19 protein-coding genes are annotated in these 26124 nt (G+C 61.7%); 8 read left to right on the forward strand and 11 right to left on the reverse strand.

Annotation, left to right across the window (positions count from 1 at the left end; genetic code table 11):
- Positions 1–203: 203 nt before the first annotated feature.
- Both map and ABX75_RS11155 read right to left on the reverse strand, forming a co-directional pair.
- Positions 204–971, reverse strand: a complete 768-nt coding sequence (gene map / locus ABX75_RS11150; protein ID WP_034097365.1) for a type I methionyl aminopeptidase — start codon at positions 969–971, stop codon at positions 204–206.
- Positions 971–1171, reverse strand: a complete 201-nt coding sequence (locus tag ABX75_RS11155) for a ParD-like family protein (protein WP_034097124.1) — start codon at positions 1169–1171, stop codon at positions 971–973. Before ABX75_RS11155 ends, map begins: the two co-directional genes overlap by 1 nt.
- A gap of 272 nt (positions 1172–1443) precedes the next feature.
- On the opposite strand from ABX75_RS11155, the gene ilvA reads away from it, so the two are divergent.
- Positions 1444–2466, forward strand: coding sequence for a threonine ammonia-lyase, biosynthetic (gene ilvA, locus ABX75_RS11160; protein WP_082136145.1), 1023 nt, complete (start codon positions 1444–1446; stop codon positions 2464–2466).
- Positions 2467–2711: 245 nt separating this feature from the next.
- Complete coding sequence (locus ABX75_RS11165) at positions 2712–2981, forward strand: DUF1652 domain-containing protein (protein WP_047881940.1); 270 nt, start codon at positions 2712–2714, stop codon at positions 2979–2981.
- A gap of 96 nt (positions 2982–3077) precedes the next feature.
- Here ABX75_RS11165 and ABX75_RS11170 read toward each other — a convergent pair whose 3' ends face one another.
- The 9 genes from ABX75_RS11170 to ABX75_RS11210 form a co-directional block, all read right to left on the reverse strand.
- The gene (locus ABX75_RS11170; protein WP_047881941.1) at positions 3078–4016 is read right to left on the reverse strand and encodes a carbohydrate kinase; all 939 of its coding nucleotides are present in this window, start codon (positions 4014–4016) and stop codon (positions 3078–3080) included.
- Positions 4017–4028: 12 nt separating this feature from the next.
- Positions 4029–5510: a xylulokinase gene (gene xylB, locus ABX75_RS11175; RefSeq protein WP_034097128.1), complete on the reverse strand. Its 1482-nt coding sequence runs from the start codon at positions 5508–5510 to the stop codon at positions 4029–4031.
- Positions 5511–5647: 137 nt separating this feature from the next.
- Entirely contained in the window at positions 5648–7129 is a 1482-nt protein-coding gene (locus tag ABX75_RS11180; protein ID WP_047881942.1) for a mannitol dehydrogenase family protein, read from the reverse strand.
- Between the two features lie 18 nt (positions 7130–7147).
- On the reverse strand, positions 7148–8251 hold the full coding sequence (locus tag ABX75_RS11185; protein ID WP_047881943.1) for an ABC transporter ATP-binding protein: 1104 nt from the start codon (positions 8249–8251) through the stop codon (positions 7148–7150).
- Between the two features lie 22 nt (positions 8252–8273).
- Entirely contained in the window at positions 8274–9104 is an 831-nt protein-coding gene (locus ABX75_RS11190; protein ID WP_034137967.1) for a carbohydrate ABC transporter permease, read from the reverse strand.
- A 10-nt stretch (positions 9105–9114) separates the two neighbouring features.
- The gene (locus ABX75_RS11195) at positions 9115–10005 is read right to left on the reverse strand and encodes a carbohydrate ABC transporter permease (protein ID WP_034113238.1); all 891 of its coding nucleotides are present in this window, start codon (positions 10003–10005) and stop codon (positions 9115–9117) included.
- A gap of 154 nt (positions 10006–10159) precedes the next feature.
- A complete protein-coding gene (locus tag ABX75_RS11200) occupies positions 10160–11482 on the reverse strand; it encodes a sugar ABC transporter substrate-binding protein (protein ID WP_034097138.1) in 1323 nt (440 codons plus the stop codon).
- A gap of 234 nt (positions 11483–11716) precedes the next feature.
- The gene (locus ABX75_RS11205) at positions 11717–12622 is read right to left on the reverse strand and encodes an AraC family transcriptional regulator (protein ID WP_034097140.1); all 906 of its coding nucleotides are present in this window, start codon (positions 12620–12622) and stop codon (positions 11717–11719) included.
- Positions 12623–12694: 72 nt separating this feature from the next.
- The gene (locus tag ABX75_RS11210) at positions 12695–13984 is read right to left on the reverse strand and encodes a glycosyltransferase (RefSeq protein ID WP_047881944.1); all 1290 of its coding nucleotides are present in this window, start codon (positions 13982–13984) and stop codon (positions 12695–12697) included.
- A gap of 159 nt (positions 13985–14143) precedes the next feature.
- Here ABX75_RS11210 and tpx point away from each other — a divergent pair, with 159 nt between their 5' ends.
- The 6 genes from tpx to ABX75_RS11240 all read left to right on the forward strand — a co-directional run bounded on the left by tpx (position 14144) and on the right by ABX75_RS11240 (position 26095).
- Positions 14144–14644, forward strand: a complete 501-nt coding sequence (gene tpx, locus ABX75_RS11215) for a thiol peroxidase (protein WP_047881945.1) — start codon at positions 14144–14146, stop codon at positions 14642–14644.
- 234 nt (positions 14645–14878) lie between these two features.
- Complete coding sequence (locus tag ABX75_RS11220) at positions 14879–16177, forward strand: MdtA/MuxA family multidrug efflux RND transporter periplasmic adaptor subunit (protein ID WP_047881946.1); 1299 nt, start codon at positions 14879–14881, stop codon at positions 16175–16177.
- Positions 16174–19275 carry an MdtB/MuxB family multidrug efflux RND transporter permease subunit gene (locus tag ABX75_RS11225; protein ID WP_034097146.1) on the forward strand — a complete coding sequence of 1034 codons (3102 nt, stop codon included), beginning with the start codon at positions 16174–16176 and terminating at the stop codon, positions 19273–19275. The genes ABX75_RS11220 and ABX75_RS11225 overlap by 4 nt, the downstream gene beginning before the upstream one ends.
- Positions 19272–22379 (forward strand): efflux RND transporter permease subunit, encoded by a 3108-nt coding sequence (locus tag ABX75_RS11230; RefSeq protein ID WP_047881947.1) that lies wholly within the window; start codon positions 19272–19274, stop codon positions 22377–22379. The genes ABX75_RS11225 and ABX75_RS11230 overlap by 4 nt, the downstream gene beginning before the upstream one ends.
- Positions 22376–23827, forward strand: coding sequence for an efflux transporter outer membrane subunit (locus ABX75_RS11235; protein WP_047881948.1), 1452 nt, complete (start codon positions 22376–22378; stop codon positions 23825–23827). The genes ABX75_RS11230 and ABX75_RS11235 overlap by 4 nt, the downstream gene beginning before the upstream one ends.
- Positions 23828–23998: 171 nt before the next feature.
- On the forward strand, positions 23999–26095 hold the full coding sequence (locus ABX75_RS11240) for a bifunctional diguanylate cyclase/phosphodiesterase (RefSeq protein ID WP_047881949.1): 2097 nt from the start codon (positions 23999–24001) through the stop codon (positions 26093–26095).
- Positions 26096–26124: the final 29 nt, after the last annotated feature.

A 26124-nucleotide genomic window follows, 5' to 3' on the forward strand; every position in this document is an offset into this window, starting at 1 on the left:
CGATGAGCATCGGTATCTACACATCTCCGGTAGAAACATCACCTGAGCACATGAGCTTTTTGTGGTGAGCGGGCTTGCCCCGCGCCGGGGCGCGCAGCGGCCCTTTCTCCAGTCACTGCGGTGTGCCTGGCATGAACGGTCGTCAGGTTTGGGGCCGCTTCGCAGCCCAGCGCGGGGCAAGCCTGCTCAACACTGGTTGGGTTTCAGCCTCTGAGAGTGGGCGGTCGCTGGAGGGTCAGGACTTCGTAGCCGTCGGCCGTCACCGCCACGGTGTGTTCCCATTGCGCCGACAGGCTGTTGTCTTTGGTGACGACCGTCCAGCCGTCCTTGAGGCTGCGCACTTTGGCGCTGCCCTGGTTGAGCATCGGTTCGACGGTAAACACCATACCTTCGCGTAGCTCCAGCCCGGTGCCGGGGCGGCCGAAGTGCAGAATCTGTGGTTCTTCGTGCATCTGCCGGCCGATGCCATGGCCGCAGTATTCGCGCACCACACTGTAGCCATTGGCTTGGGCGTGGCTTTGGATGGCATGGCCGATATCGCCCAGGCGCGCCCCAGGTTTGACCTGGCGGATACCGGCCCACATTGCCTCGAAGGTCATCTCCACCAGGCGCTGGGCTTTGGGCGCGACAGTGCCGATCATATACATCTTGCTGGCGTCGGCGATAAAGCCGCCTTTTTCCAGGGTGATGTCGATATTGACGATGTCGCCGTCCTTGAGCACGTCCTTGGCGCTGGGCATGCCGTGGCACACCACTTCGTTGATTGAGGTGTTGATGCTGAACGGGTAGTCGTACTGGCCGAGGCTGGCGGGGCGGGCCTGCAAGTCGTTGCGGATAAACGCTTCTACGGCGGCGTCCAGCTCCAGGGTCGAGCGACCGGCGGCGACGAAACCGTCGAGCATGTCGAACACTTGGGCCAGCAGGCGACCGGATTCGCGCATCACGGCCAGTTGGGCGGCGGTCTTGATCATCATTCACGCCCTCGGATCAATTCGGGTTTGTCCAGCAACAGTTTGTTGATTAAGTCGTTGTAGGTCAGGGTGGGGTTCAGTTCGGCGAGCAGGCCGACTTTGATCCAGAATTCGGCCTGAGCGTTGATGGAGCGGTCCATCCTCGCGCTGGCTAGGCGTAATTGTTCGTGCAGTTGGTCGGTGATCTTGACGATGCCCATGGTGTTCACTGTGTAGGGTGGATATACAAAGCGTATATGTTTCGTATATTCGGCGTAAACCCCAGCTGCAAAATCCCACAAGCCGATTGACGGGTCACACGGTAGGCGGTTAGTTTCGTTTCATGACATTTCATACCTGCCTTCGCCAGCCAAGCATTATTACCGCCATTCCTCAGTTGGCGGGATAGCGCACGGCTGTACCCAAACCCGCCCTAGAGGCGGGTTTTGTTTTTCCGTCTCCTGGGCCCTACACACACCGCCAGGAGACACCGATGAGTACCCCCACAGCCCCCGCGACGTCCGATACACGTTTGCTTGAGCACTATGTAAAAAAGATCCTCGCCGCGCCGGTCTATGACTTGGCCGTGCGCACGCCGTTACAAGCGGCCCCGGCGCTGTCGGCGTTGCTCGGCAACCAAGTGCTGCTCAAGCGCGAAGACCTGCAGCCGACCTTTTCCTTCAAGGTGCGCGGTGCCTACAACAAATTGGTGCAACTTTGCGACGCGCAACGCGCTCAAGGGGTGATCACCGCTTCAGCGGGCAACCACGCCCAGGGCGTAGCACTGGCGGCGCGGGAACTGGGGATCAAGGCGCGGATCGTGATGCCTTGCAGCACGCCGGATTTAAAGGTGCAGGGCGTGCGCTCCCGAGGCGCCGAGGCGGTGCTGCATGGGCCGAGTTTTCCGTTTGCCCTGGCCCATGCGCTGGCCTTGGCCGAGGCCAGCGGTGGCACCTTTGTCTCGCCCTTCGACGACCCGGATGTGATCGCCGGTCAAGGCACGGTAGGGATGGAGATCCTGCGCCAGCAACAGGGCCCGCTACACGCGATCTTCGTGCCGGTGGGTGGCGGCGGGCTGATCGCGGGCATCGCGGCGTATGTCAAATACCTGCGGCCCGAGGTGCGCATCATCGGGGTCGAAGCCGAAGGCTCCAGTTGTTTGCTGGCGGCGTTACGTGCCGGCGAACGGGTGGTATTGCCCAGCGTCGATGGGTTTGCCGACGGCACCGCGGTGGCGCAGATCGGCGCCTACGGTTTTGAAATATGCCGCGACTGGGTGGACGACGTCATCACTGTGAGCAACGACGAACTGTGCAGCGCCATCAAACTGATCTACGACGATACCCGCTCCATCACCGAGCCATCCGGTGCGTTGGCGGTGGCGGGAATGCGCAGGTTTGTCGGCCAACGTCGAGTGCAGGGGCAGACTCTGGTAGCGGTCAATTCCGGGGCGAATATCAACTTTGATAGTTTGCGATATGTTGCTGACAGAGTCGGTGCCCAGTTAGCCGTTTAAGCGTAAACCGCCGGTTAAACGTTTAATCGATGCTATTCGCCGATATTTTAAACAACGGCGAAAAGTTCAAGTTTTAGTTATATAAAACCCAGGGTTGCTTATGAGGAAAGGTTACAACGCAACTCGATTTTGCCGGGTACGCTTGCTCAGTGAAGGCGTCTTCCAAGGCTGGTAAGGCGTCACAGGCGTATGCCTGGCATAAACACAACAATCTGTTGGCAGTCTATAAAAAGGAGAGGTTGACCATGCTTTCGGAACTTGAATTACGCAGCATTATTGAAGGAAGTTTCCTGCCTAAACGGTGCGAATGCACCAAAGCCGAAGATGCTTCGCTGACGATCAAGGTGTATGACGACCGCGACCGTGACCGGGTGGACTTGGAAGTCAAAGGCATCAATGCAGACAAGCTCGACAGCAGTCGCGCCATTTGCAATCTGATCACCGGGTTGCGTGAAGACCTCAAGCACACCCATGCACCTGTACTGCAACGCGCCGGAGCGCGCGGCTACTACTAAGCCGTCGTCTGCGGTTGAACCACCGAAGACCTCTGGGCCTGGATTAACGCCAGGCCCAAAACGGTGGTATGTCCTTGCGCAATTCCCCCTATGCTTTCAACCCAATTGTTGGCGATACGGTAGATCCGGACCGGTCTTGGTACAGGTCAATGCCGCTGCGCGAATGGCAAAGCCGAGCATGGCGTTAATCTGCTCGCGGCAGAGCTGTTGCAGACCCGCCACCGAATCCAATTGATGCTCCGTCAGCCAGGCGATCAATGCCGCCTGGAAGGTGTCGCCAGCGCCCACCGTGTCGGCCATCACAATGTCCACCGCCGGTTGCGACCAGTTGCCATGCTGGCGACTGAATACACTGGCGCCATCGCCGCCGCGGGTGAGGAACACCAACTGGCAACGGTGCTGCAACCAGCCCTGCAGAACGCTTTCTGGTGATTGGCCGGGGTAGAGCAGGTGCAGGTCTTCGTCGCTGACCTTGATCAAGTCGGCATGCTTGACCAGTTCCGCTACGCGGTCGCGCCACAGTTGGATATCCGGCTGCGGGTTGAGGCGCACGTTGGGGTCGAGGCTGATCAGGCGCTTGCCGCTTTCACGCTGGACCAGGCTCAGCAGGGTGTCGCCAATCGGTTGCACCACCAGCGAGAACGAACCCACATGCAGCCCGCGCACGTTATCGCCCAGCTGCGGCAGGTGACTCACCTGCAATTGGCGGTCGGCGCAGCCTTCGCCGCGAAAGCTGTACTGCGGTGAGCCGTTGGCGCCCACGGCGACCATCGCCAGGGTGGTCGGCGCGGCGAATTCCACCAGGTAATCCTCGCTGACGCCTTCATCCCGCAGCACTTGCAGCAGGCGCCGACCAAGAAAATCGCTGGACAGCCCCCCGAACAGGCCTGCCTCGATGCCCAGGCGCCGCAGGCCCACGGCTACGTTGAACGGCGAACCGCCGGCAATCGCCGTGTAATTGACCTTCGACGCCTTGCCGCCGGCGTCTTCCTCGCTGAAGAAATCGAACAGCGCTTCACCACACACCAGATACATAATCGCTCGCTCTTAAAGGGTTGCCACGAGCTGCTGATAGCGCTCGTAAGCCTGTTGATAGGCGCTGACATGGGCTGCCACCGGCACGGTACGGCTGGCCGGGTCGACGCTCACGCATCTGTCGCAGAGGCTGGCCAGGGATTCGCCGGTCTGGCTCCACGCCGCCTGGATCGCCGCGCCCAGGGCGGCGGCTTCGCTTTGTTCGGTGCAGACCACTTCGGTGTGCATGATATCCGCGACCATCTGCCGCCACACCGGGCTTTTCGAACCGCCGCCGATCAAGCGGATGCTCTGGCTTTGTAGGCCGGTCTGGCGCAGCAGGTCGAGGCCGTAGCGCAGGCCGAAGGTCGTGCCCTCGACCACCGCGCGGCACAGGTTGGCGCGGGTCAGGTTGGTCATGGTCAGCCCATGCAGGCTGCCGGTGGCGTGGGGCAGGGCGGGTACGCGTTCGCCGTTGAGAAACGGCAGCATGCTCACGCCGTCGGCGCCGATGGGCGCGCGTTCGACCAAGGCATTGAAGGCAGGCAGGTCCAGCTCGAACAGCTCGCGGATCACCCCGGTGGCGTTGGTCAGGTTCATGGTGCAGATCAACGGCAACCAGCCGCCGCTGGACGAGCAGAACGTCGCCACCGAGGCCTGGGGGCTGACGTTGGGCTGGTCGGCAAAGGCATACACGGTGCCGGACGAGCCCAGGCTCATGGTTATCACCCCCGGCGCGATATTGCCGGTGCCGATGGCGCCCATCATATTGTCGCCGCCGCCGCTGGAGACCACGGCGTTGGGGTTGATGCCCAGGCGTTCGGCGATGGCCGGCAGGATAGTGCCCACGCTTTGATCGGCCTCGATCAGCGGCGGCAGGGCCCGCTCCAGGCGGCCGCTCGGGTCGATGTGCCGTAGCAGAGCCGTATCCCATTCACGATTGCGCACATTGAAGTAACCGGTGCCCGACGCATCGCCATACTCGGCGACGGCGCGGCCGGTGAGCCAGTAGTTGAGGTAATCGTGGGGCAGCAGGATATGGGCGATGCGGGCGAAGAGGTCCGGGTGTTGTTCGCGGGTCCACAGCAGTTTGGAGACGGTGTAGCCGGGTGCAATGGCCACGCCCAGGCGTTCCAGGGAGCCACGCTCGCCGCCGAGGTGGGCCAACAAGCGGTCGTTCTCGGCGGCGGTTTCGGTATCGCACCATAGCTTGGCCGGGCGCAGCACCTGGCCGTGCTCATCCAGCAGCACCAGCCCATGCTGCTGGCCGGATACGCCAATGCCGAGGATGTCCTGGCCGTCGACGCCGGCCTGTTGCAGGGCGCGATGGGTGGCTTCGGTGAACGCGTCCAGCCATTCCTGGGTGTGCTGTTCGCGGCGGCCATTGGCAGCGCTGATCAGGGTGTGGGCCGCAGCACCGAGGCCCAGTACCTTGCCGCTGCTTGCGTCGAGGACGATAGCCTTGGTGCCCTGGGTGCCGCAGTCGATGCCGAGGAACAGGTTTTGCTGGGTCATGAGGGGGTGCTCAGCATTATTGTTGGAAGTTAAATGCTATCCCAATGTGGGAGGTGGCTTGCCCCCGATAAGGGGAGGTCAGTTGATGAATTAGTTGACTGACCCAGCGCCATCGGGGGCAAGCTCCCTTCCACATTTCAAGCCGGTTTTTTCAGTAACTGCTGCAGGGTTTTGGTCACGCCGTTATCCCGCAAGCTGACAAAACACCGTTCGAACGCTGCCACAAACGCAGGCGAATTGGGAATAGCCGTGCCGAAAATCTCTTCCACCCCCAGCAGGCGCACGCTGATCAGCGCATCGTCAGTTACCAGGCTCTGACAGAACGCTGCGCGCGGGTCGGGAATGTTGTAGCGTGCGCCGTTCTCATCCACACCTTTGAGATACAGGGCCCAGGCGGCCACTACCAGCGCCGCGCGCTCGGTCTCGCGGCCATCGGCAATCAGACGGTTGACGGTCGGCACAGTGAACTTGGGAAACTTCGACGAGCCATCCGAACAGACCCGTTCCAACTGGTCGGCGATGGCCTGGTTGGAGAAGCGATCCACCAGGGTCTGCTTGTATTCGGTCAGGTCGATGCCCGGCACCGGCGCCAGGTTCGGTGTGACGTCCAGGTCCATATAGGCGCGCATATAGGCCACGAACAACGGGTCGTTCATGGTTTCGTGGACAAACCGGTGGCCCTTGAGAAAGCCCAGGTAGGTCAGGGCCAGGTGGCTGCCGTTGAGCAGGCCGATTTTCATTTCTTCGTAAGGGGTAACGTCATCGGTGAACTGCACGCCGACCTTTTCCCAGGCCGGTCGGCCGTTGACGAACTTGTCCTCCAGCACCCACTGCACAAACGGCTCGCACACTACCGGCCAGGCATCGTCGATGCCGTGTTCGTCATGCAGTTGCAGACGGTGCGCGGTGCTGGTCATGGGGGTGATGCGGTCGACCATGGCATTGGGGAAGCTCACATTGGCGGCGATCCAGTCATGCAGCTCGGCATCGCGCAGGGCGGCGAAGGCCAGCAGCGCCTTGCGTGTGACCGCGCCGTTGTGCGGCAGGTTATCGCAGGACATCACCGTGAAGGCGGGCGTGCCGGCGGCGCGGCGCTGGGTCAGCGCGGCGCAGATAAAGCCGAACACGGTTGTCGGCGCTTGCGGGTGTGCCAGGTCATGCTGGATCTGCGGCAGGTGCGCCATGAATTCGCCGGTGCTGTCGTCGATGCAATAGCCGCCTTCGGTGATGGTCAGCGAAACGATGCGAATCGCGGGCTCGGCCAATTTGTCGATCAGCGCCTGGGCGCCGTCTTCGGCCAGCAGCATGTCGCTGATCGAACCGATCACGCGCACTTCGGTGTCGTCGGTGTCGCCCAGTTCGTACAGGGTGAATAGAAAGTCCTGGCCGGCCAGGTCGTCGCGGGCCTTGCGGTCTTCGGCGCGCAGGCCGACGCCGCAGATGCTCCAGTCCAGGCCCTCGCCGGTGTTCATCAGCGCATCGGTGTAATACGCCTGGTGTGCGCGATGAAAGCCGCCGACGCCGATATGGGCAATACCCTGGGAGGTGCTGGCAATGGCGTAGGCCGGCACTTGGATCTCACGCGGCAGTTGGGTGAGGTTCTGTTTATTCAGCTTCATAGCGTAATACTCGCGAAATCAGGCGGCGGCGCGCAGTGGGCGGGCCACGGCGTTGCCATCGGTGTCGAACAGGTGGCAGTGCGTCGGGTCCAGGTGCAGTTGCAGCGTCTCGCCGTACTGGCTGGCCATATCGCCACGGATACGCATGGTCAACGGCTCGCCGTTGGCGGTGATGACGTGGCAGAACGTGTCGCTGCCCAGGCGCTCGCCAGCATCGGCGGTCACCGTCAGGCTGGTTTGCCCCGGCGTGGCGATTTCCAGGTGCTCCGGGCGAATGCCCAGGGTCACCGCGCTGCCGACGCTCAGGCTGGCGCCGCTCAACGGCAACGTGACCAATGTCCCGGCGTCCAGCTGCACGTCGCAGTCCTGGCCGCTGACCCGGCTGACCTGGCCTTTGAGGAAGCCCATCTTCGGCGTACCCAAAAAGCCCGCCACGAACAGGTTGGCCGGCTGGTGATACAGCTCCAGGGGCGAGCCGACCTGTTCGATGCGGCCACTGTTAAGCACCACGACTTTGTCGGCCAGGGTCATTGCTTCGACCTGGTCGTGGGTCACGTAGATCATGGTCGCTTGCAGCTCTTTATGCAGGCGCGCCAGTTCCAGGCGCATCTGCACGCGCAGGGCGGCGTCGAGGTTGGACAGCGGTTCGTCGAACAGGAAGATCTTGGGGTTGCGCACAATGGCCCGGCCGATGGCCACACGCTGGCGCTGGCCGCCGGAGAGTTGCTTGGGCTTGCGCTCCAGCAGCGGGCCCAGTTCGAGGATGCGCGCCGCTTCGCTGACTTTGCTCTCCACCAGTTTCTTATCGACACCGGCCAGGTCGAGGGCGAACGACATGTTCTTGCGCACGCTCATGTGCGGGTACAAAGCATAGGTCTGGAACACCATCGCCAGGTCGCGCTTGGCCGGGGTCACTTCGGTGATGTCGCGCCCGTCCAGTTCGATGGTGCCGTCGCTCACCTCTTCCAGGCCGGCGATCAGGCGCAGCAAGGTGGATTTGCCGCAGCCTGATGGGCCGACGAAGACTACGAACTCTTTGTCATTCACTTCCAGGTCGATGCCTTTGATGATCGAGAAACCTTCGAAGCCTTTTTGCAGATTCTTGATTTTCAGGTTGGCCATGACGGGCCTCCGCTAGGAATTATTATTTAACTGCACCGAAGGACAGACCGCGCACCAGCTGTTTCTGGCTGATCCAACCAAAGATCAGGATCGGCGCGCAGGCCAGGGTCGAAACGGCGGACAATTTGGCCCAGAACAAGCCTTCGGGGCTGGAGTAAGAGGCGATCAGCGCGGTCAATGGCGCGGCGCTGGACGAGGTCAGGTTCAGCGACCAGAACGCTTCGTTCCAGCACAGGATCAGCGACAGCAGCACGGTGGAGGCCAGGCCGCCCTTGGCAATCGGCAGCAGCACGCGGACCATTTCCTGCCACAGGCTGGCACCGTCCAAGCGCGCGGCTTCGAGGATGTCCTTGGGGATGTCTTTGAAGTAGGTGTAGACCATCCACACCACGATCGGCAGGTTGATCAGGGTGTAGATAATGATCAGCGCGATGCGCGTATCCAGCAGGCCGAAGCTTTTGGCCAGCAGGTAGATAGGCATCAGTACGCCCACCGGCGGCAGCATCTTGGTCGACAGCATCCACAGCAGCGTGCGTTTGGTGCGCTGGGTTTCGTAGAACGCCATGGAGTAGGCCGCGGGCACCGAGATCAGCAGGCACAGCGCGGTGGCGCTGAAGGAAATCAGCACCGAGTTCCATGCATAGCTGAAGTAGTTGCTGCGCTCGTTGATGTGCAGGTAGTTCTCCAGGGTCGGCGTGAAGATGAACTGCGGTGGCGTGGCGAACGCGTCGATTTCGGTCTTGAAGCTGGTGAGCACCATCCAGAAGATCGGGAAGAAAATCAGGATCGCGATGGCCCAGGCCAGGGTGCCGAGCAGCAGGCTTTGCAGGCGACGGGATTGTTGAAGCGTCATGGCGCGGCCCTCAAGGCTTGTCAGTCAGGTTTTTGCCGATCATCCGCACCAGGATGATCGCCGCGATATTGGCGATGACCACGGCGATCAAGCCGCCGGCCGAGGCCATGCCCACGTCGAACTGCACCAGTGCCTGGTTGTAGATCAGGTACGCGAGGTTGGTCGAGGCGTAGCCCGGGCCACCGTTGGTGGTGGTGAAGATTTCCGCGAACACCGACAGCAAAAAGATGGTTTCGATCATCACCACTACGGCAATCGGCCGCGCCAGGTGCGGCAGGGTCAGGTGCCAGAAGATCGCGATGGCGCCGGCACCGTCCAGGCGCGCGGCTTCCTTTTGTTCCTGGTCGAGGGACTGCATGGCGGTCATCAGCAACAGGATCGCGAAGGGCAGCCATTGCCACGACACAATGATGATGATCGACAGCAACGGGTAGTGCGCCAGCCAGTCCACCGGCTCGGCGCCGAACAGTTTCCAGACGGCGGCGAGCACCCCGGACACCGGGTGGAAAATCAGGTTTTTCCAGATCAGCGCGCCGACGGTGGGCATGATGAAAAACGGTGAAATCAGCAACACCCGCACCAGGCCGCGACCGAAGAACTCACTGGCCTCCAGCAGCGCACTGATCAACACGCCGAACACCACGCTGATCAACAGCACACTGCCGACCAGCAGCAGGGTATTGGTGGCGCCGGGCAGGAAGCCGGAGTCGGTGATGAAGTAGGTGAAATTCTCCAGCCCCACGAATTCATTCTCGCCGGGGTAGAGCAGGTTGTAGCGAATCAGCGAAAAGTACAGGGTCATGCCCAGCGGCACGATCATCCATAGCAACAGTAGGACAACCGAGGGGCTGACGAGAAACCAGCCGGGGTTGGCCAGGCGGTTTTTGGCAGGTGTATTCATGGTAATTAACGCCAGTGCGGAGCAAGGATCGGAGTGCGGTCAGTGTGGGAGGGGGCTTGCTCCCGATAGCGGAGTGTCAGTCGATGAATCAGTTGGCTGATCCACTGCTATCGGGGGCAAGCCCTCTCCCACCTTGACGGTGGTGAGGCTCAGGTTACTTGGGGTAACCGGCCCGCTTCATTTCCCGCTCGGTGGTGGTCTGCGCCGCAGTCAATGCTGCATCAACCGTCTGCTGACCGGTCAGCGCACCGGAGAAGAACTTACCGACCTGGGTACCAATCGCCTGGAACTCAGGAATGGTCACCAGCTGGATCCCGATATACGGCACCGGTTTGAGCGTCGGCTTGGTCGGATCGGCAACTTTCAACGATTCCAGCGTGACCTTGGCGAACGGCGCAGCCTTCATGTACTCATCGCTGTAGGTCGATGTGCGCGTACCTGGCGGTACGTTGGCGATGCCATCGGTCTTGGCCACCAACTGGCTGTATTCCTTGGACGTGGCCCAACTGGTGAATACTTTGGCGGCGTCCTTGGCCTTGGAACTGGTCGGGATCGCCAGGGACCAGGAGTACAGCCACGACGTGCCTTTGTCCGTGGTTTCATGGGGCGCGAAGGTGAAACCGACGTGGTCGGCCACTTTGCTTTGGGTTTTGTCGGTGACGAACGAGCCGGCGACGCTGGCGTCGACCCAGATCGCGCACTTGCCGCTGTTGAATAGCGCAAGGTTTTCGTTGAAGCCGTTGCTGGACGCCCCCGGCGGACCGGATTTCTTCATGTTGTCGACGTAGAAATTCAGCGCGTTCTTCCATTCCGGGCCATTGAATTCAGGCTGCCATTTTTCATCGAACCAGCGCGCACCGTAGCCGTTGGCCAGGGTGGTGATCAGCGCCATATTCTCGCCCCAACCGGCTTTGCCGCGCAGGCACAGGCCGTATTGCTCTTTGCTCTTGTCGGTGAGTTTGCTGGCGAATTCGCCGATCTGGCTCCAGGTCGGGTGCTCAGGCATGGTCAGCCCGGCATCCTTGAACAGGTCGGTGCGGTAATAGGTGATCGAGCTCTCGGCATAGAACGGCAGGGCGTACAGCGAACCCTTGACGGACAAACCGTCACGCACCGAAGGGAACACATCGTCGAGGTCGTAGGACGCCGGCAAGTCCTTCATCGGCTCCAGCCAACCCTTGGCGCCCCAGAGTGCGGCTTCGTACATGCCGATGGTCAAGACATCGAACTGCCCACCCTGGGTGGCGATGTCGGTGGTCAGGCGTTGGCGCAGCACGTTTTCTTCGAGCACCACCCAGTTCAGCTTGATCTCCGGATGCTCGGCCTCGAAGGTCTTCGAGAGCTTCTGCATACGGATCATGTCGCTGTTATTGACGGTGGCAATGGTCAGGGTCTGCGCGCCAAGGCTGACGGCGCTGAGGGTCATACATGCAGTCATACACGTAGAGGCAAGCAGAGCTTTTGCTGGGAACTTCATCGCGCACTCCATTTCCGCGCCCAGGGGCTACGGAAGGACAGTTATTGTTGTTGTGTCTTCCTACAGAGAGTCAGGAAGAGTGTGCGTTGATTACAGCCTTCAATTGGCGGTGTGACAAATCCTTGGGAACACTGGGACTGATACTTTTTTGCACTCAGCAAGATCGTTCCACGCCCCGCGTGGGAACGATCAGTGCAGTACTTAACCTCTATATCAGCCAGTGAAAAATCACTCTCAGGCCAGGTTCTGCTCGGTCAAGCGTTGTACCGCCAGTCGCCGGTAATGGGACGGGGTCATGCCCTTGAGCTGTTGAAAGCGTCGATTGAAGTTGGAGATGTTATTGAAGCCCGACTCAAAGCACACATCCGTCACGGCCTTATCGCCATCGGCCAGCAGCTCGCAGGACTTGCTGATGCGCAACCGATTGACGAATTCGATAAACGTGCGCCCGGTGGCCTGTTTGAACACGCGGGAAAAGTAAGTGGGTTTCATGCCCAGGTGTTCGGCCACTTCTTCCAGCGGCAACTCCCGTGCGTAGTGGGCGAAGATGTAGTCCACCGCGCGGTTGGTGCGGTCGATGCTGTGCTCGTCGGCCGTTTGCGGTGCTGTCACCCCCGACAGCAGTTGGTAGTCGTCACACGCGCTCAACACGTCCAGCAGGATAAAGAAATGCCCCAGGCGCGCCATGCCCTGGGCGTCCTCGATGCGCTGCATCAAGGTCACGGCCTGGGCGATGGTGTGCTTGCAGCGAAACTCGATACCCGACTGCGCGCGCTCCAGCAGCGGCGCGAGGTTTTTGAGTTCGGCGAAAATGTGGCTGCCCTGTTCAAGCAGTTCATCGGTGAAGTTCACCAACATGTCGCGCTTGGGCACCACTTCGTCTTCCTCCACCTGGCTGATCCAGTTGTGGGGCAGATTGGGGCCGGTGAGGAACAGGCTTTCCGGGTAGAAGTTGCCGATGTAGTCGCCGATAAACACCTTGCCGGAGCTGGCGACGATCAGGTGCAGTTCGTATTCCTTGTGGAAATGCCAGCGCACCAGCGGGCAGGGGAAGCCATGCTGGCGATAGATGATGGACAGACCGTTGTGATCGTCCATCAACTCGTAGGAAGGGTCGGTGATGCGCGTTGCTCGGGTCATGCTGCCGTCGCTTTATTGTGGTTGCTGCGTAGGATAATGCCCCCTGGCGCACCTCCTCGCCAACGTCTGTGTTTACCCGTTGCGGTTTTTCGCCTCGATCCACTGCGCCATGTACTGGGTACTCTTGTGGGCGTGGTGGCGCAACATGCTGCCGGTGAAGTTATCCCGGCGATGGGCCGTGAGGCGGCTGCGGCACTGTTGCAGGCACTCGATCAGCGCCGGGCCGTGGATCTGTTGGGCGTAACGCCGAGCCAGCAGGTGGCGCCCGTGTTCCTGTGCCTTCGTCCAACTGTCGCGGTCCTGATACAACGCCACGGCGGCAGCGGCCAGAGCCTCGGCATCGGCCGCGATGGCTCCCGGCCAGGGCTGTTCATCGCCCATGGCTTCGGCGCCGATTGGTGTGGTGACATTCGGCGTGCCGCACAGCATGGCATCGGCCAGCTTGCCCTTGATTCCGGCGCCAAAGCGCAACGGCGCCAAGCAGATACGCGCGGCGCTCATCACGCGCAGGGCATCCTCGGCCCAGTTCATGACATGAAAGCCCTGAGCCGGGTTGTGCAGGGCAGTGGCCTTGGGCGGCGTATAGGCCCCGTAGATATGCAGCTGGGCCCCTGGCAATTGCTGGCGGATGCGTGGCCACAGGCTGTTCTTCATCCACAGCACCGCATCCCAGTTGGGCGCATGGCGGAAGTTGCCGATGCTGAGGAAGTGTGCACGCTCCTCAAACGACGCGAACGCCTCGCTCGGCGGCGTCAGCATCAGCGGGCACCAGTGGAGCAGGGCGGCCGGCACCTTGAATTGTTCGGTGAGCAGGCGGATTTCCACATCGGAAATCATCAGGCTGATATCACAACGGTAAATTGCTGCGATCTCGCGCTTGGCCAGGTCGGTGTTGGCCATGTGCTGGAATTCTTCGGTCAAGGCCGGGGCGAACAGCGCGGTGAAGTCATCGCTATCGGGCTCGATTTTGAGGTGTTCCTTTAGGCGCTGATGGCGGGCGTCGCGCAGGCTTTGCAGGTCGGAGGTTTCCAGCACGCGCAGGGCATTCGGGCAGTGCTTTTCGACGCGCCAACCGAACTGTTCTTCCATCATGAAACGGTCGAACAGCACGATATCCGGGGCCAGTTCGCGGACAAAGTCATCGAAACTGCTGTTATTCAGCTCGATGGCGCACTCGGCGATACCCAGCGCCGCCAGGTCGGCCTTATGTTCGCCGAGCGCGGCGGGGCTGCTGAAGGTGATGTCCCAACCTTGTGTCAGAAAAGTTTCGAGAATCTGCATCATATGCCCGCCCGCGGCCGAGGAGCGCGGCTCCGGCCAGACATAACCAATGACCAGGACTCGGGTAGCAGGCGGCTTCATCGACAACGGTTTCCTTGCAGGGCAGGGCGAAAGGCGCGCAATTAAACCACAACCGGCGACATGACAATTTGTGTCTGGCGGTAGGTGGTCATCGTACTTTGTGGTTAACTTCCGCCTCTCGCATTCGTTTAAACCAAACCCAGCATAAGGATTCCGTTCATGGCTCAAGTCACCCTCAAAGGCAACCCTGTCCAGGTTGAAGGCGAACTGCCGAAAGTTGGCGCCAAGGCCCACGACTTCACCCTGACCGCCGGCGATCTGTCGGACGCAACCCTGGCGACCTTCGCCGGCAAGCGCAAAGTGCTGAATATCTTCCCAAGCGTCGACACCCCGACCTGCGCCACTTCGGTGCGTAAGTTCAACGATCAGGCCAGTTCGCTGAACAATGCCGTGGTGCTGTGCATCTCCACCGACCTGCCATTCGCCCAGGCGCGCTTCTGCGGTGCCGAAGGCCTGGAAAACGTGAAAAGCCTGTCGGATTTCCGTGATTCGGATTTCGCGGTTGATTACGGTGTTTCCATCGCCGACGGCCCGCTCAAAGGCTTGACCGCCCGCGCGGTGGTCGTGCTGGACGAGAACGACACCGTGCTGCACAGCGAGCTGGTATCGGAAATCGGCCAGGAGCCGAACTACGAAGCTGCCCTGGCAGTATTGAAGTAACTGTTTCGGCGCATTGCTGTCGTTTTGCAGTAACACGCTTGATACATGATTGCGGCCTGGCCTAGTCCAGGCCGTTTTCATTTGTGCTTCAAATGCTTAGCTGGAATAGGCCGATGGACTAAGATCCTCAAGTCACATGTTGTAAGCCCAAGGTAAATAGCCGGTAAAGGCGCTTTTCTAAATGCGCCCCAGTGCTTATCTTTCAGCCTCCCAAAGAAGAAGCTCTCGCGCCCAATGGTTGATCACTCCATGCAATCCTCCCCCCGTCACTCCCGTCGCTGGCTGTTTGGCCTGCTTGTGCTGCTGGTTATCGCCGGCCTGTGCTGGAAATTCTGGCCAAGCGGCGCGGCCCATAAAGACGCACCGGCCGGGCACACCGGCAAAACCGGTATGGCGCGCCCGGGCTTCGGCGGCTCTACCGGTCCGGTGCCGGTGCGTGTGGCGCCGGTGGTGCAGGGGGAATTCCCGGTCTACTACAAGGCGCTGGGCACGGTTACCGCGCTCAATACCATCAATGTGCGCAGCCGAGTGGGCGGGGAGCTGGTGAAAATAGCCTTTGAAGAAGGGCAAATGGTCAAGGCCGGCGATCTGCTCGCCGAGATCGACCCGCGCAGCTACCAGAACGCCTTGCTCCAAGCCCAGGGCACCTTGCTGCAGAACCAGGCCCAGTTGAAGAACGCCCAGGTCGACGTGCAGCGCTATCGTGACCTGTATGCCCAGGACAGCATCGCCAAACAGATCCTGGACACCGCCGAAGCGCTGGTCCTGCAATACCAGGGCACGGTCAAGACAAACCAGGGTGCGGTGGATGACGCCAAGCTCAACCTCGAATTCACCAAGATCCGCGCGCCCATCAGTGGCCGTGTGGGCTTGCGCCAGCTTGATGTGGGTAACCTGGTGGCGGCCAACGACACCACCGCCCTGGCTGTGATCACCCAGACCCAGCCGATCAGCGTGGCCTTCACCTTGCCGGAAAACACCCTGGACACGGTCCTGACCCGTTACCACGCCGGCAATAAATTGCCTGTGGAAGCCTGGGACCGTGGCGATGCGAAAATTCAGGCCACCGGCGTACTGCAAAGCCTGGATAACCAGATCGACGTCACCACGGGCACCCTGAAATTCAAGGCGCGCTTCGATAACAAGGACCAGGCGCTGTTCCCCAACCAGTTCGTCAATGTGCACCTGCTGGCCGACACTTTGCACAACGTGGTGCTCGCGCCCTCGGCGGCCATTCAGTTCGGCAACAATGGCACCTTCGTCTACAAGCTCGATGGCGACAAGAAGGTCAAGGTCCAGCCGTTGGTGGTGGGCGACTCCGACGGCGACAACACTGTGATCAAGCAGGGCCTGGTCGCCGGCGACCGGGTGGTGCTGGAAGGCACCGACCGCCTCAAGGACGGCAGTGAAGTGGACGTGGTCAACGACAGCAGCGAAGTGCCGACCACGCCGACCGAACACCTGCAAGGCAAGCCTGCGGCCAAAGGGGAGACCGGCAGCACCGCCGGCAAGGCGCAAAAGGTCGGTTCATGAACCTGTCGCGGCTGTTTATTCTTCGCCCGGTCGCTACCACCCTGAGCATGCTGGCCATTGTCCTGGCCGGCATCATTGCGTACCGCTTGCTGCCGGTGTCGGCCTTGCCCCAGGTGGACTACCCGACCATCCGCGTAATGACCCTGTACCCCGGCGCCAGCCCGGATGTGATGACCAGCGCGGTCACCGCGCCCCTGGAGCGCCAGTTCGGGCAAATGCCCGGCCTGACCCAGATGGCCTCCACCAGCTCCGGCGGCGCCTCGGTGCTGACCCTGCGCTTCAACCTCGACATCAATATGGACGTGGCCGAGCAACAGGTGCAGGCCGCGATCAACGCCGCCACCAACCTGCTGCCCAAGGACCTGCCGGCGCCGCCGGTGTACAACAAGGTCAACCCGGCGGACACCCCGGTACTGACCCTGGCCATCACCTCCAAGACCATGCTGCTGCCCAAGCTCAATGACCTGGTCGATACGCGCATGGCGCAGAAAATCGCGCAGATCAGCGGCGTCGGCATGGTCAGCATCGCCGGCGGTCAGCGCCAGGCCGTGCGCATCAAGGTCAACCCCGAGGCCCTGGCGGCAAATGGTTTGAACCTCTCGGACGTGCGCACCTTGATCGCCGCGTCCAACGTCAACCAGCCCAAGGGCAACTTCGACGGCCCCACGCGGGTTTCGATGCTCGATGCCAACGACCAGTTAGTCTCGCCCCAGCAATACGCCGAACTGATCCTGGCCTACAACAATGGCGCGCCGCTGCGTCTCAAGGACGTCGCGCAGATCGTCGACGGCGCCGAGAACGAGCGCCTGGCCGCCTGGGCCAACCAGAACCAGGCCGTGCTGCTCAATATCCAGCGCCAGCCGGGTGCCAACGTGATCGAGGTGGTCGACCGCATCAAGGCGCTGCTGCCGAGTATCACCGATAACCTACCGGCCGGCCTCGACGTCACCGTGCTCACCGACCGCACCCAGACCATCCGCGCGTCGGTCAAAGACGTGCAGCACGAACTGCTGATCGCCATTGCCCTGGTGGTGATGGTGACATTCCTGTTCCTGCGGCGTGTCAGTGCTACGATCATCCCGTCCATCGCCGTGCCGCTGTCCCTGGTGGGCACCTTCGGCGTGATGTACCTGGCGGGCTTCTCCATCAACAACCTGACGCTGATGGCCCTGACCATTGCCACCGGCTTCGTGGTGGACGATGCCATCGTGATGCTGGAGAACATTTCCCGCTATATCGAGGAGGGCGAAACGCCCCTGGCTGCCGCGCTCAAGGGCGCCAAGCAGATCGGTTTCACTCTGATTTCCCTGACGCTGTCGCTGATCGCGGTGCTGATCCCGCTGCTGTTCATGGCCGATGTGGTTGGGCGCTTGTTCCGCGAGTTCGCCATCACCCTGGCGGTAGCGATCCTGATTTCCCTGGTGGTGTCCCTGACTCTCACGCCGATGATGTGCGCGCGCCTGCTCAAGCGTGAGCCCAAGGAAGAAGAACAGGGCCGTTTCTATAAGGCCAGCGGCGCCTGGCTCGACTGGTTGATCGAAGGCTACGGGCGCAAGTTGCAATGGGTGCTCAAGCACCAACCGCTGACCCTGCTGGTGGCCATCGCCACCCTCGGCCTGACCGTGGTGCTGTACCTGGTGGTGCCCAAAGGGTTTTTCCCGGTGCAGGACACCGGCGTGATCCAGGGCATTTCCGAAGCGCCGCAGTCGATTTCCTTTGCGGCGATGAGCCAGCGTCAGCAGGAGTTGGCCAAGATCATCCTCGCCGACCCGGCGGTGGAAAGCCTGTCGTCCTATATCGGCGTGGATGGCGACAACGCCACACTCAACAGCGGCCGCTTGCTGATCAACCTCAAGCCCCACGGCCTGCGCGACCTCAGCGCGGCCCAAGTGATTACGCGCCTGCAACCGCAAATCGACAAGCTGGTGGGCATTCGCTTGTTTATGCAGCCGGTGCAGGACCTGACCATCGAAGACCGCGTCAGTCGCACCCAGTATCAGTTCAGCATGTCATCGCCGGATGCCGAGTTGCTGGCGTTGTGGAGCGACAAACTGGTACACGCCCTCAGCCAGTTGCCGGAACTCACCGATGTGGCCAGCGACCTGCAGGACAAGGGCCTGCAGGTATACCTGGTGATCGACCGCGATGCCGCCTCGCGCCTGGGCGTCAGCGTCTCGAACATCACCGATGCGCTGTATGACGCCTTCGGCCAGCGGCAGATCTCGACCATCTACACCCAGGCCAGCCAGTACCGCGTGGTGTTGCAGGCCCAATCCGGCGAAACCCTCGGGCCGGACGCGCTGAACCAGATCTACGTCAAAACCACCGACGGCGGCCAAGTGCGCTTGTCGAGCCTGGCCAAGGTGGAACAGCGCCAGGCCCAGTTGGCCGTGGCGCACATCGGCCAGTTCCCGGCGGTGATGATGTCGTTCAACCTCGCACCCGGCGTGGCGTTGGGCAAAGGCGTGGAGCTGATCAACCAGACGCAGAAAGACATCGGCATGCCGGTGGGCGTGCAGACCCAGTTCCAGGGCGCGGCCCAGGCGTTTGAAGCCTCGTTGTCGAGTACCTTGCTGCTGATCCTGGCGGCGGTGGTCACCATGTACATCGTGTTGGGGGTGCTCTACGAGAGCTACATCCACCCGATCACCATTCTGTCCACCTTGCCCTCGGCGGCGGTGGGGGCTTTGTTGGCGTTGCTGCTCAGCGGCAATGACCTGGGCATGATCGCGATCATCGGCATCATTTTGTTGATCGGTATCGTCAAAAAGAACGCGATCATGATGATCGACTTCGCCCTCGACGCCGAACGCAATCAGGGCCTGGACCCGCAGACCGCGATCTATCAGGCGGCGCTGCTGCGTTTCCGGCCGATCCTGATGACCACCCTGGCCGCGCTGTTCGGCGCCGTGCCGTTGATGCTGGCCAGCGGTTCCGGCGCGGAGCTGCGCCAACCCTTGGGCTTGGTAATGGTCGGCGGGCTGCTGGTCAGCCAGGTGTTGACGCTGTTCACCACCCCGGTGATCTACCTGTATTTCGATCGCCTGGGCCGCCGCTGGCGCAAAGAACCCCAGAGCCTGGAGCCGGTTGAGTCATGAACCTGTCCGGACCGTTCATTCGCCGGCCGGTAGCCACCATGCTGCTGAGCCTGGCGATCATGTTGCTCGGCGGAGTGAGCTTCAACCTGCTGCCGGTATCGCCGTTGCCGCAGATCGACTTCCCGGTGATCGTGGTGTCGGCCAGCCTGCCTGGCGCGAGCCCCGAGGTGATGGCGTCCACCGTGGCCACGCCCTTGGAGCGTTCGTTCGGCTCGATTGCCGGCATCACCACCATGAGCAGCAGTTCCAGTCAGGGCTCGACCCGGGTGATTCTGGCCTTCGACTCCGACCGCGATATCAACGGCGCGGCGCGTGAAGTGCAGGCGGCCATCAACGCCTCGCGTAATCTGCTGCCCAGCGGCATGCGCAGCATGCCCACCTACAAGAAGATCAACCCGTCCCAAGCGCCGATCATGGTGCTGTCGCTGACCTCGGACGTGTTGCAGAAGGGCCAGCTCTACGATCTGGCCTCCACCATCCTGTCCCAGAGCCTGTCCCAGGTGCCGGGCGTGGGTGAAGTGCAGATCGGCGGCAGCTCCTTGCCGGCGGTGCGCATCGAACTCGAACCCAAGGCTCTCGATCAGTACGGCGTGGCCCTGGACGATGTGCGCAACACCATCGCCAATGCCAACCAGCGCCGGCCCAAGGGCTCGCTGGAAGACAGCGAGCGCAACTGGCAGATCCAAGCCAACGACCAATTGGAAAAGGCCAAGGACTACGAGCCGCTGCTGATTCGCTACCAGAACGGCGCAGCCTTGCGTCTTGGCGATGTGGCCAAGATCAGCGACGGCGTGGAAGACCGCTACAACAGCGGTTTCTTCAACAACGATGCGGCGGTGTTGCTGGTGATCAACCGCCAGTCCGGCGCCAACATTATCGAGACCGTGCGCCAGATCAAGGCGCAATTGCCGGCGTTGCAGGCGGTGCTGCCGTCCAGCGTCAAGCTCAGCCTGGCCATGGACCGCTCGCCGGTGATCACCGCCACCCTGCACGAAGCGGAGATGACCCTGTTGATCGCGGTGGGGCTGGTGATCCTGGTGGTGTACCTGTTCCTCGGCAATTTCCGCGCCTCGCTGATCCCGACCCTGGCGGTGCCGGTGTCGCTGGTGGGCACCTTTGCGGTGATGTACCTGTACGGGTTCTCGTTGAACAACTTCTCGTTGATGGCGTTGATCCTGGCCACTGGCCTGGTGGTGGACGATGCCATCGTGGTGCTGGAGAACATCTCCCGGCACATCGATGACGGCGTGCCGCCGATGAAGGCGGCGTACCTGGGGGCCCAGGAAGTCGGGTTTACCTTGTTGTCGATGAACGTGTCGCTGGTGGCGGTGTTCCTGTCGATCCTGTTTATGGGCGGGATCGTCACCAACCTGTTCCGCGAGTTTTCCATCACCTTGTCGGCGGCGATCATCGTCTCGCTGGTGGTGTCGTTGACCCTGACGCCGATGCTCTGCGCCCGTTGGCTCAAGCCCCATGTCAAAGGCCATATGACCGGTTTGCAACGCTGGAGCCACAGGATCAACGAGCGCATGGTCGCCGGCTACGCCCGCAGCCTGGACTGGGTGCTGCGCCACCGGCGCCTGACCTTGCTCAGCCTGTTGCTGACCATCGGCGTCAACGTGGCGTTGTATATCGTGGTGCCGAAAACCTTTATGCCGCAGCAGGACACCGGGCAGTTGATCGGCTTTGTGCGCGGCGATGACGGCCTGTCGTTCAGCGTGATGCAGCCGAAGATGGAAATTTTCCGTCAGGCGGTGCTCAAGGACCCGGCGGTGCTCAGCGTCGCCGGCTTTATCGGTGGCAACAACGGCACCAACAACGCGGTGATGCTGGTGCGGCTCAAACCCATCAAAGAGCGCAAAGTCTCGGCCCAGGCGGTGATCGAGCGTCTGCGCAAGAACGTGCCACCGGTGCCGGGCGGGCGCCTGTTCCTGATGGCCGACCAGGACCTGCAATTCGGCGGCAGCCGCGACCAGACCAGCGCACAGTATTCCTACATCCTGCAAAGCGGCGACCTGGCCGCGTTGCGTCTGTGGTACCCGAAAGTGGTTGCCGCATTGCGTGAATTACCGGAGCTGACCGCCATCGACGCGCGCGAAGGCCGTGGTGCGGCGCAAGTGACACTGATCGTCGACCGTGATCAGGCCAAGCGTCTGGGCATCGACATGAACATGGTCACAGGGGTGCTGAACAACGCCTACAGTCAGCGGCAGATTTCCACGATCTACGACAGCCTCAACCAGTACCAGGTGGTGATGGAGGTCAACCCCAAATATGCCCAAGATCCGATCACCCTGAACCAGATGCAGGTGATTACGGCCGACGGTGCGCGGGTGCCGTTGTCCACCATCGCCCATTACGAAAATAGCCTGGCGGACGACCGCGTCAGTCATGAGGGCCAGTTCGCCTCGGAAAACATTGCGTTCGACATCGCCCCCGGGTTCACGGTGGAGCAGGGCACGGCCGCCATTGAACGGGCGATCGCCAAGGTGGGGCTGCCGGAAGATGTGATTGCCAAAATGGCCGGCACCGCCGATGCCTTTGCGGCGACGCAGAAGGGTCAACCCTTCATGATTCTTGGCGCGCTGGTGGCGGTCTATTTGGTGCTGGGGATTCTGTACGAAAGCTATATTCACCCGTTGACCATCCTGTCGACCTTGCCCTCGGCTGGCGTCGGCGCGCTGCTGTCGATCTACCTGCTGGGCGGCGAATTCAGCCTCATCTCGTTATTGGGGCTGTTTCTGCTGATCGGGGTGGTGAAGAAAAATGCGATCCTGATGATCGACCTGGCGCTGCAACTGGAACGCCATGACGGCATGAGCCCGCTGGAATCGATCCGCAGCGCCTGCCTGTTGCGCCTGCGGCCGATCCTGATGACCACCCTGGCGGCGATTCTCGGTGCTTTGCCATTGCTGCTCGGCGCCGGCGACGGTGCGGAAATGCGCCAACCGTTGGGCCTTACCATCATTGGCGGCCTGGTGTTCAGCCAGATCCTGACTCTTTACACCACCCCGGTGGTTTACCTTTACCTCGACCGCGCGCGCCATCGCTTCAATGCCTGGCGCGGCGTGCGGACCGATGCCGCCCTGGACACTGCGCTATGACCGATTCAATCCACGCCCCCCAAAAACTGTTGGCAGCGGCACTCTGCGGTCTGATGCTCAGCGCTTGCGCCATTGGCCCGGATTACCAGCGCCCGGAGGTCATCGAGCCCGCGCAGTTCAAGCAAGCCCAAGGCTGGCGTCAGGCCACGCCGAGCGACGCGCTGGCCCGCGGCGCCTGGTGGGAATTGTATGGCGACCGTCAGCTCAACGACTTGGTCGCGCGGCTCAATAATGCCAACCAGACCGTGGCTCAGGCCGAGGCACGTTTTCGCCAGGCCCAGGCGTTGGTGCGCAGCTCGCGCGGTGCGTTCTACCCCAGCGTCGACCTCAGCGTGGGCAAGACCCGCGCCAGCCAGGGCACCGGCAGCAGCAGCGCCAGCCTCAGCAGTTCCAGCAGCGGCATCCGCGACACCCTCAACGCGCAATTGGGCGTGAGCTGGGAGGCGGATGTCTGGGGCAAGTTGCGCCGTGGCCTGGAGGCCAACGAGGCCAGCGCCGAAGCCAGCTCGGCGGACCTGGCCGCGATGCGCCTGAGCCAGCAATCGGAACTGGTACAAAGCTACCTGCAACTGCGGGTGATGGATGAACAGACGCGGCTGTTGCAAGCCACCCTGGACACCTATCAACGCTCCCTGCAAATGACCGAAAACCAGTATCGCGCTGGCGTGTCCGGCAAGGACGCGGTGGCCCAGGCGCAAACCCAGCTCAAGACCACCCAGGCCAGCCTGATCGATCTGATCTGGCAGCGCGCCCAACTGGAAAACGCCATTGCGGTGCTGATCGGCGAGGCGCCGGCCAACTTCAGCCTGGCGGTGAGCAAGGACATTCCGCAGCTGCCACAGATCCCGGTAGGCCTGCCGTCGCAGCTGTTGGAGCGCCGCCCGGACATAGCTTCGGCCGAGCGCGCGGTGATCGCCGCCAATGCCAATATCGGCGTGGCCAAGGCCGCGTACTACCCGGACCTGACCCTGAGCCTGGCCGGTGGCTATTCCAGCAGCACTTATGCCGACTGGATCAGCCTGCCCAACCGCTTCTGGTCAGTGGGGCCGAAACTGGCCATGACCCTGTTCGACGGTGGCCAGCGCTCGGCGGAAGTCGACCGCACCGTGGCGTCCTACGACGAAACCGTGGCCAAGTACCGCCAGACCGTACTGGACGGTTTCCGTGAAGTGGAAAACTACATGGTGCAACTCAAGGTGCTGGAAGACGAAGCAGCGGTCAGCAACGAAGCGTTGGCGGCGGCGCGCGAGTCGCTGCGCCTGACCGAGAACCAGTACAAAGCGGGGCTGATTGCCTACCTGGACGTGGTCACCGTACAGGCCACCGCCCTGAGCAACGAACGCAGCGTGTTGACCTTGCTGCAATCGCGCCTGGTCGCCAGTGTGCAACTGATCGCCGCCTTGGGCGGGGGCTGGGACGGGCAAACCCAAATTAGCGCCAACGACTAGAAGAGTGCGGGCGTGCAAGCGCTCGATGGCGATGTTGAGCCGGTGGATTGACGTCAAAAGCCCATGATGGCCTTGTGATAATTATTCAACTGCCGCCGAATATTTATCGCTACAATCCGCCGCTTTGCCACTCGGTACGGGCGTTCCAGCTCGTAGCTCGCGAGACTCAGCATGCTTATCGGTAGCTATACCCCTTCGTTGGTCGTGATCTCGCTGTTCGTTGCGATTCTGGCTTCCTACACCGCACTCGACCTGGCCGGCCGCATCGCGACCGCCCAGGGACGGGCCGTCTACCTGTGGATAGTCGGCGGCGCGTTGGCGATGGGGGTGGGGGTGTGGTCGATGCACTTTATCGGCATGCTCGCGTTGCGCTTGCCGTTTGCCCTGGGGTTCGACGTGGGCATCACTGCGTTGTCGCTGTTGATCGCTGTATTGTCCAGTGGCTTTGCCTTGTGGCTGGTCAGCCAGGCCCGCTTGCCCGCCTGGCAACTGCTATTCGGCGCGTTGGTGATGGGGGCCGGTATCAGCTGCATGCACTACACCGGCATGGCGGCCATGCGTATGACCCCCGACATCGACTACGACCCCACGTTGTTCGGTGCCTCGTTGATGATCGCCGTGGCGGCGTCGGGCGCGGCCTTGCTGATTGCGTTCAACCTGCGGCGTAACACCCCGCGTGTACGCCTGCTTCGAGGTGGTGCCGCGGTGGTGATGGGCGTTGCCATTGTCGGCATGCACTACACCGCAATGGCGGCCGCCAGCTTTGCCGATGACAGCTACTGCGGCGCCGCCCTGGACGGGTTGAGCGGCAATGGCCTGGATAACCTGGTGCTGGTCACCACCCTGGCAGTGCTGGCCATCGCTTTGCTGACTTCGTTGCTCGACGCGCGCCTGGAAGCCCGCACCGCGGTGCTCGCCGATTCGCTCACCCAGGCCAACCAGGAACTGTCCCACCTGGCCTTGCATGACATGCTCACCGGTCTGCCCAATCGCAGCCTGCTCGCCGACCGCATTCAGCAGGCCATGCAGGCGGTGCAGGAGCAGGGCGGTTGCTTTGCGCTGATGTTTATCGACCTGGATGGCTTCAAGCCGGTCAACGATGCCTTTGGTCATCATCTGGGCGACCAATTGCTGCGCGAAGTGGGCTTGCGCCTGCGCGAGGATCTGCGCAGCCACGACACCCTGGCGCGTATCGGTGGTGACGAGTTTGTACTGTTGGTGCAACTGAACCAGCCGGACGATGCCCTCGGCCTGGCCGAGCGCCAGGTACAACTGACCAACAGGGCGTTCCTGGTGGCCGAGCATGAGCTGAAAATCTCCGCCAGCGTCGGTATCGCACTGTTCCCCGGCAACGGCGCCACGCCCCAGGAATTGTTGATGAACGCCGACGCCGCCATGTACCACGCCAAGGGCTTGGGCAAGAACGGCTACAGCTTTTTCGATGTGTCGATGAACACCAACGCGCGCAAGCAACTGCAACTGTTGCAGGACTTGCGCAATGCCGTGGAGCAACAGCAGTTTCGCTTGTACTACCAGCCTAAGTTCGATGCGGCCAGCGGCATTGCGGTGGGCGCCGAGGCGCTATTGCGCTGGGAGCATCCGCAGCAGGGCCTGTTGATGCCGGCGACGTTTATTGAACTGGCGGAGAAAACCGGGCTGATCATCCCCATCGGCGAATGGGTGCTCAATGAAGCTTGCCGCCAGATGCGCCTGTGGTACGTGCAGGGGTATGAAGAATGGCGCATCGCCGTGAATCTTTCTGCGTTGCAGTTCTGCCATGCCGGGCTGGTCAACAGCGTCGCCGCCGCGCTTGAACGCCACCAGTTGCCGGCTAACAGCCTGACCCTGGAAATCACCGAAACCACGGCCATGCGCGATGCCGACGCGAGCATGAAGGTGTTGCAGCAGCTATCGGACATGGGCGTGGACCTGTCCATCGATGATTTCGGTACCGGTTACTCCAGCTTGATGTACCTCAAGCGCTTGCCGGCCAACGAACTTAAAATCGACCGTGGCTTCGTGCGCGATCTGGAGCACGATGGCGACGATGCCGCTATCGTGTCGGCCATCGTCGCCCTCGGCCAGGCCCTTGGGCTGCGCATTGTGGCCGAAGGCGTGGAAACCGATAAACAGCAGGATTTTCTAACGCGCCTGGGTTGTAACTCGCTGCAAGGTTATCTGTTGGGTCTTCCACTGCCGGCCGAGGGTTTTATGGCTAATATCCGCCGCGCCGAAGAGGCGGCCGCTCCTGACAAGGTCAGTGAGTGACGGTTATTCTTGACGCGACCCATTAAACC

Origin of the sequence: Pseudomonas sp. ARP3 (assembly GCF_001029595.1) — a bacterium.
GTDB classification, from domain to species: Bacteria; Pseudomonadota; Gammaproteobacteria; order Pseudomonadales; family Pseudomonadaceae; genus Aquipseudomonas; species Aquipseudomonas rhodesiae.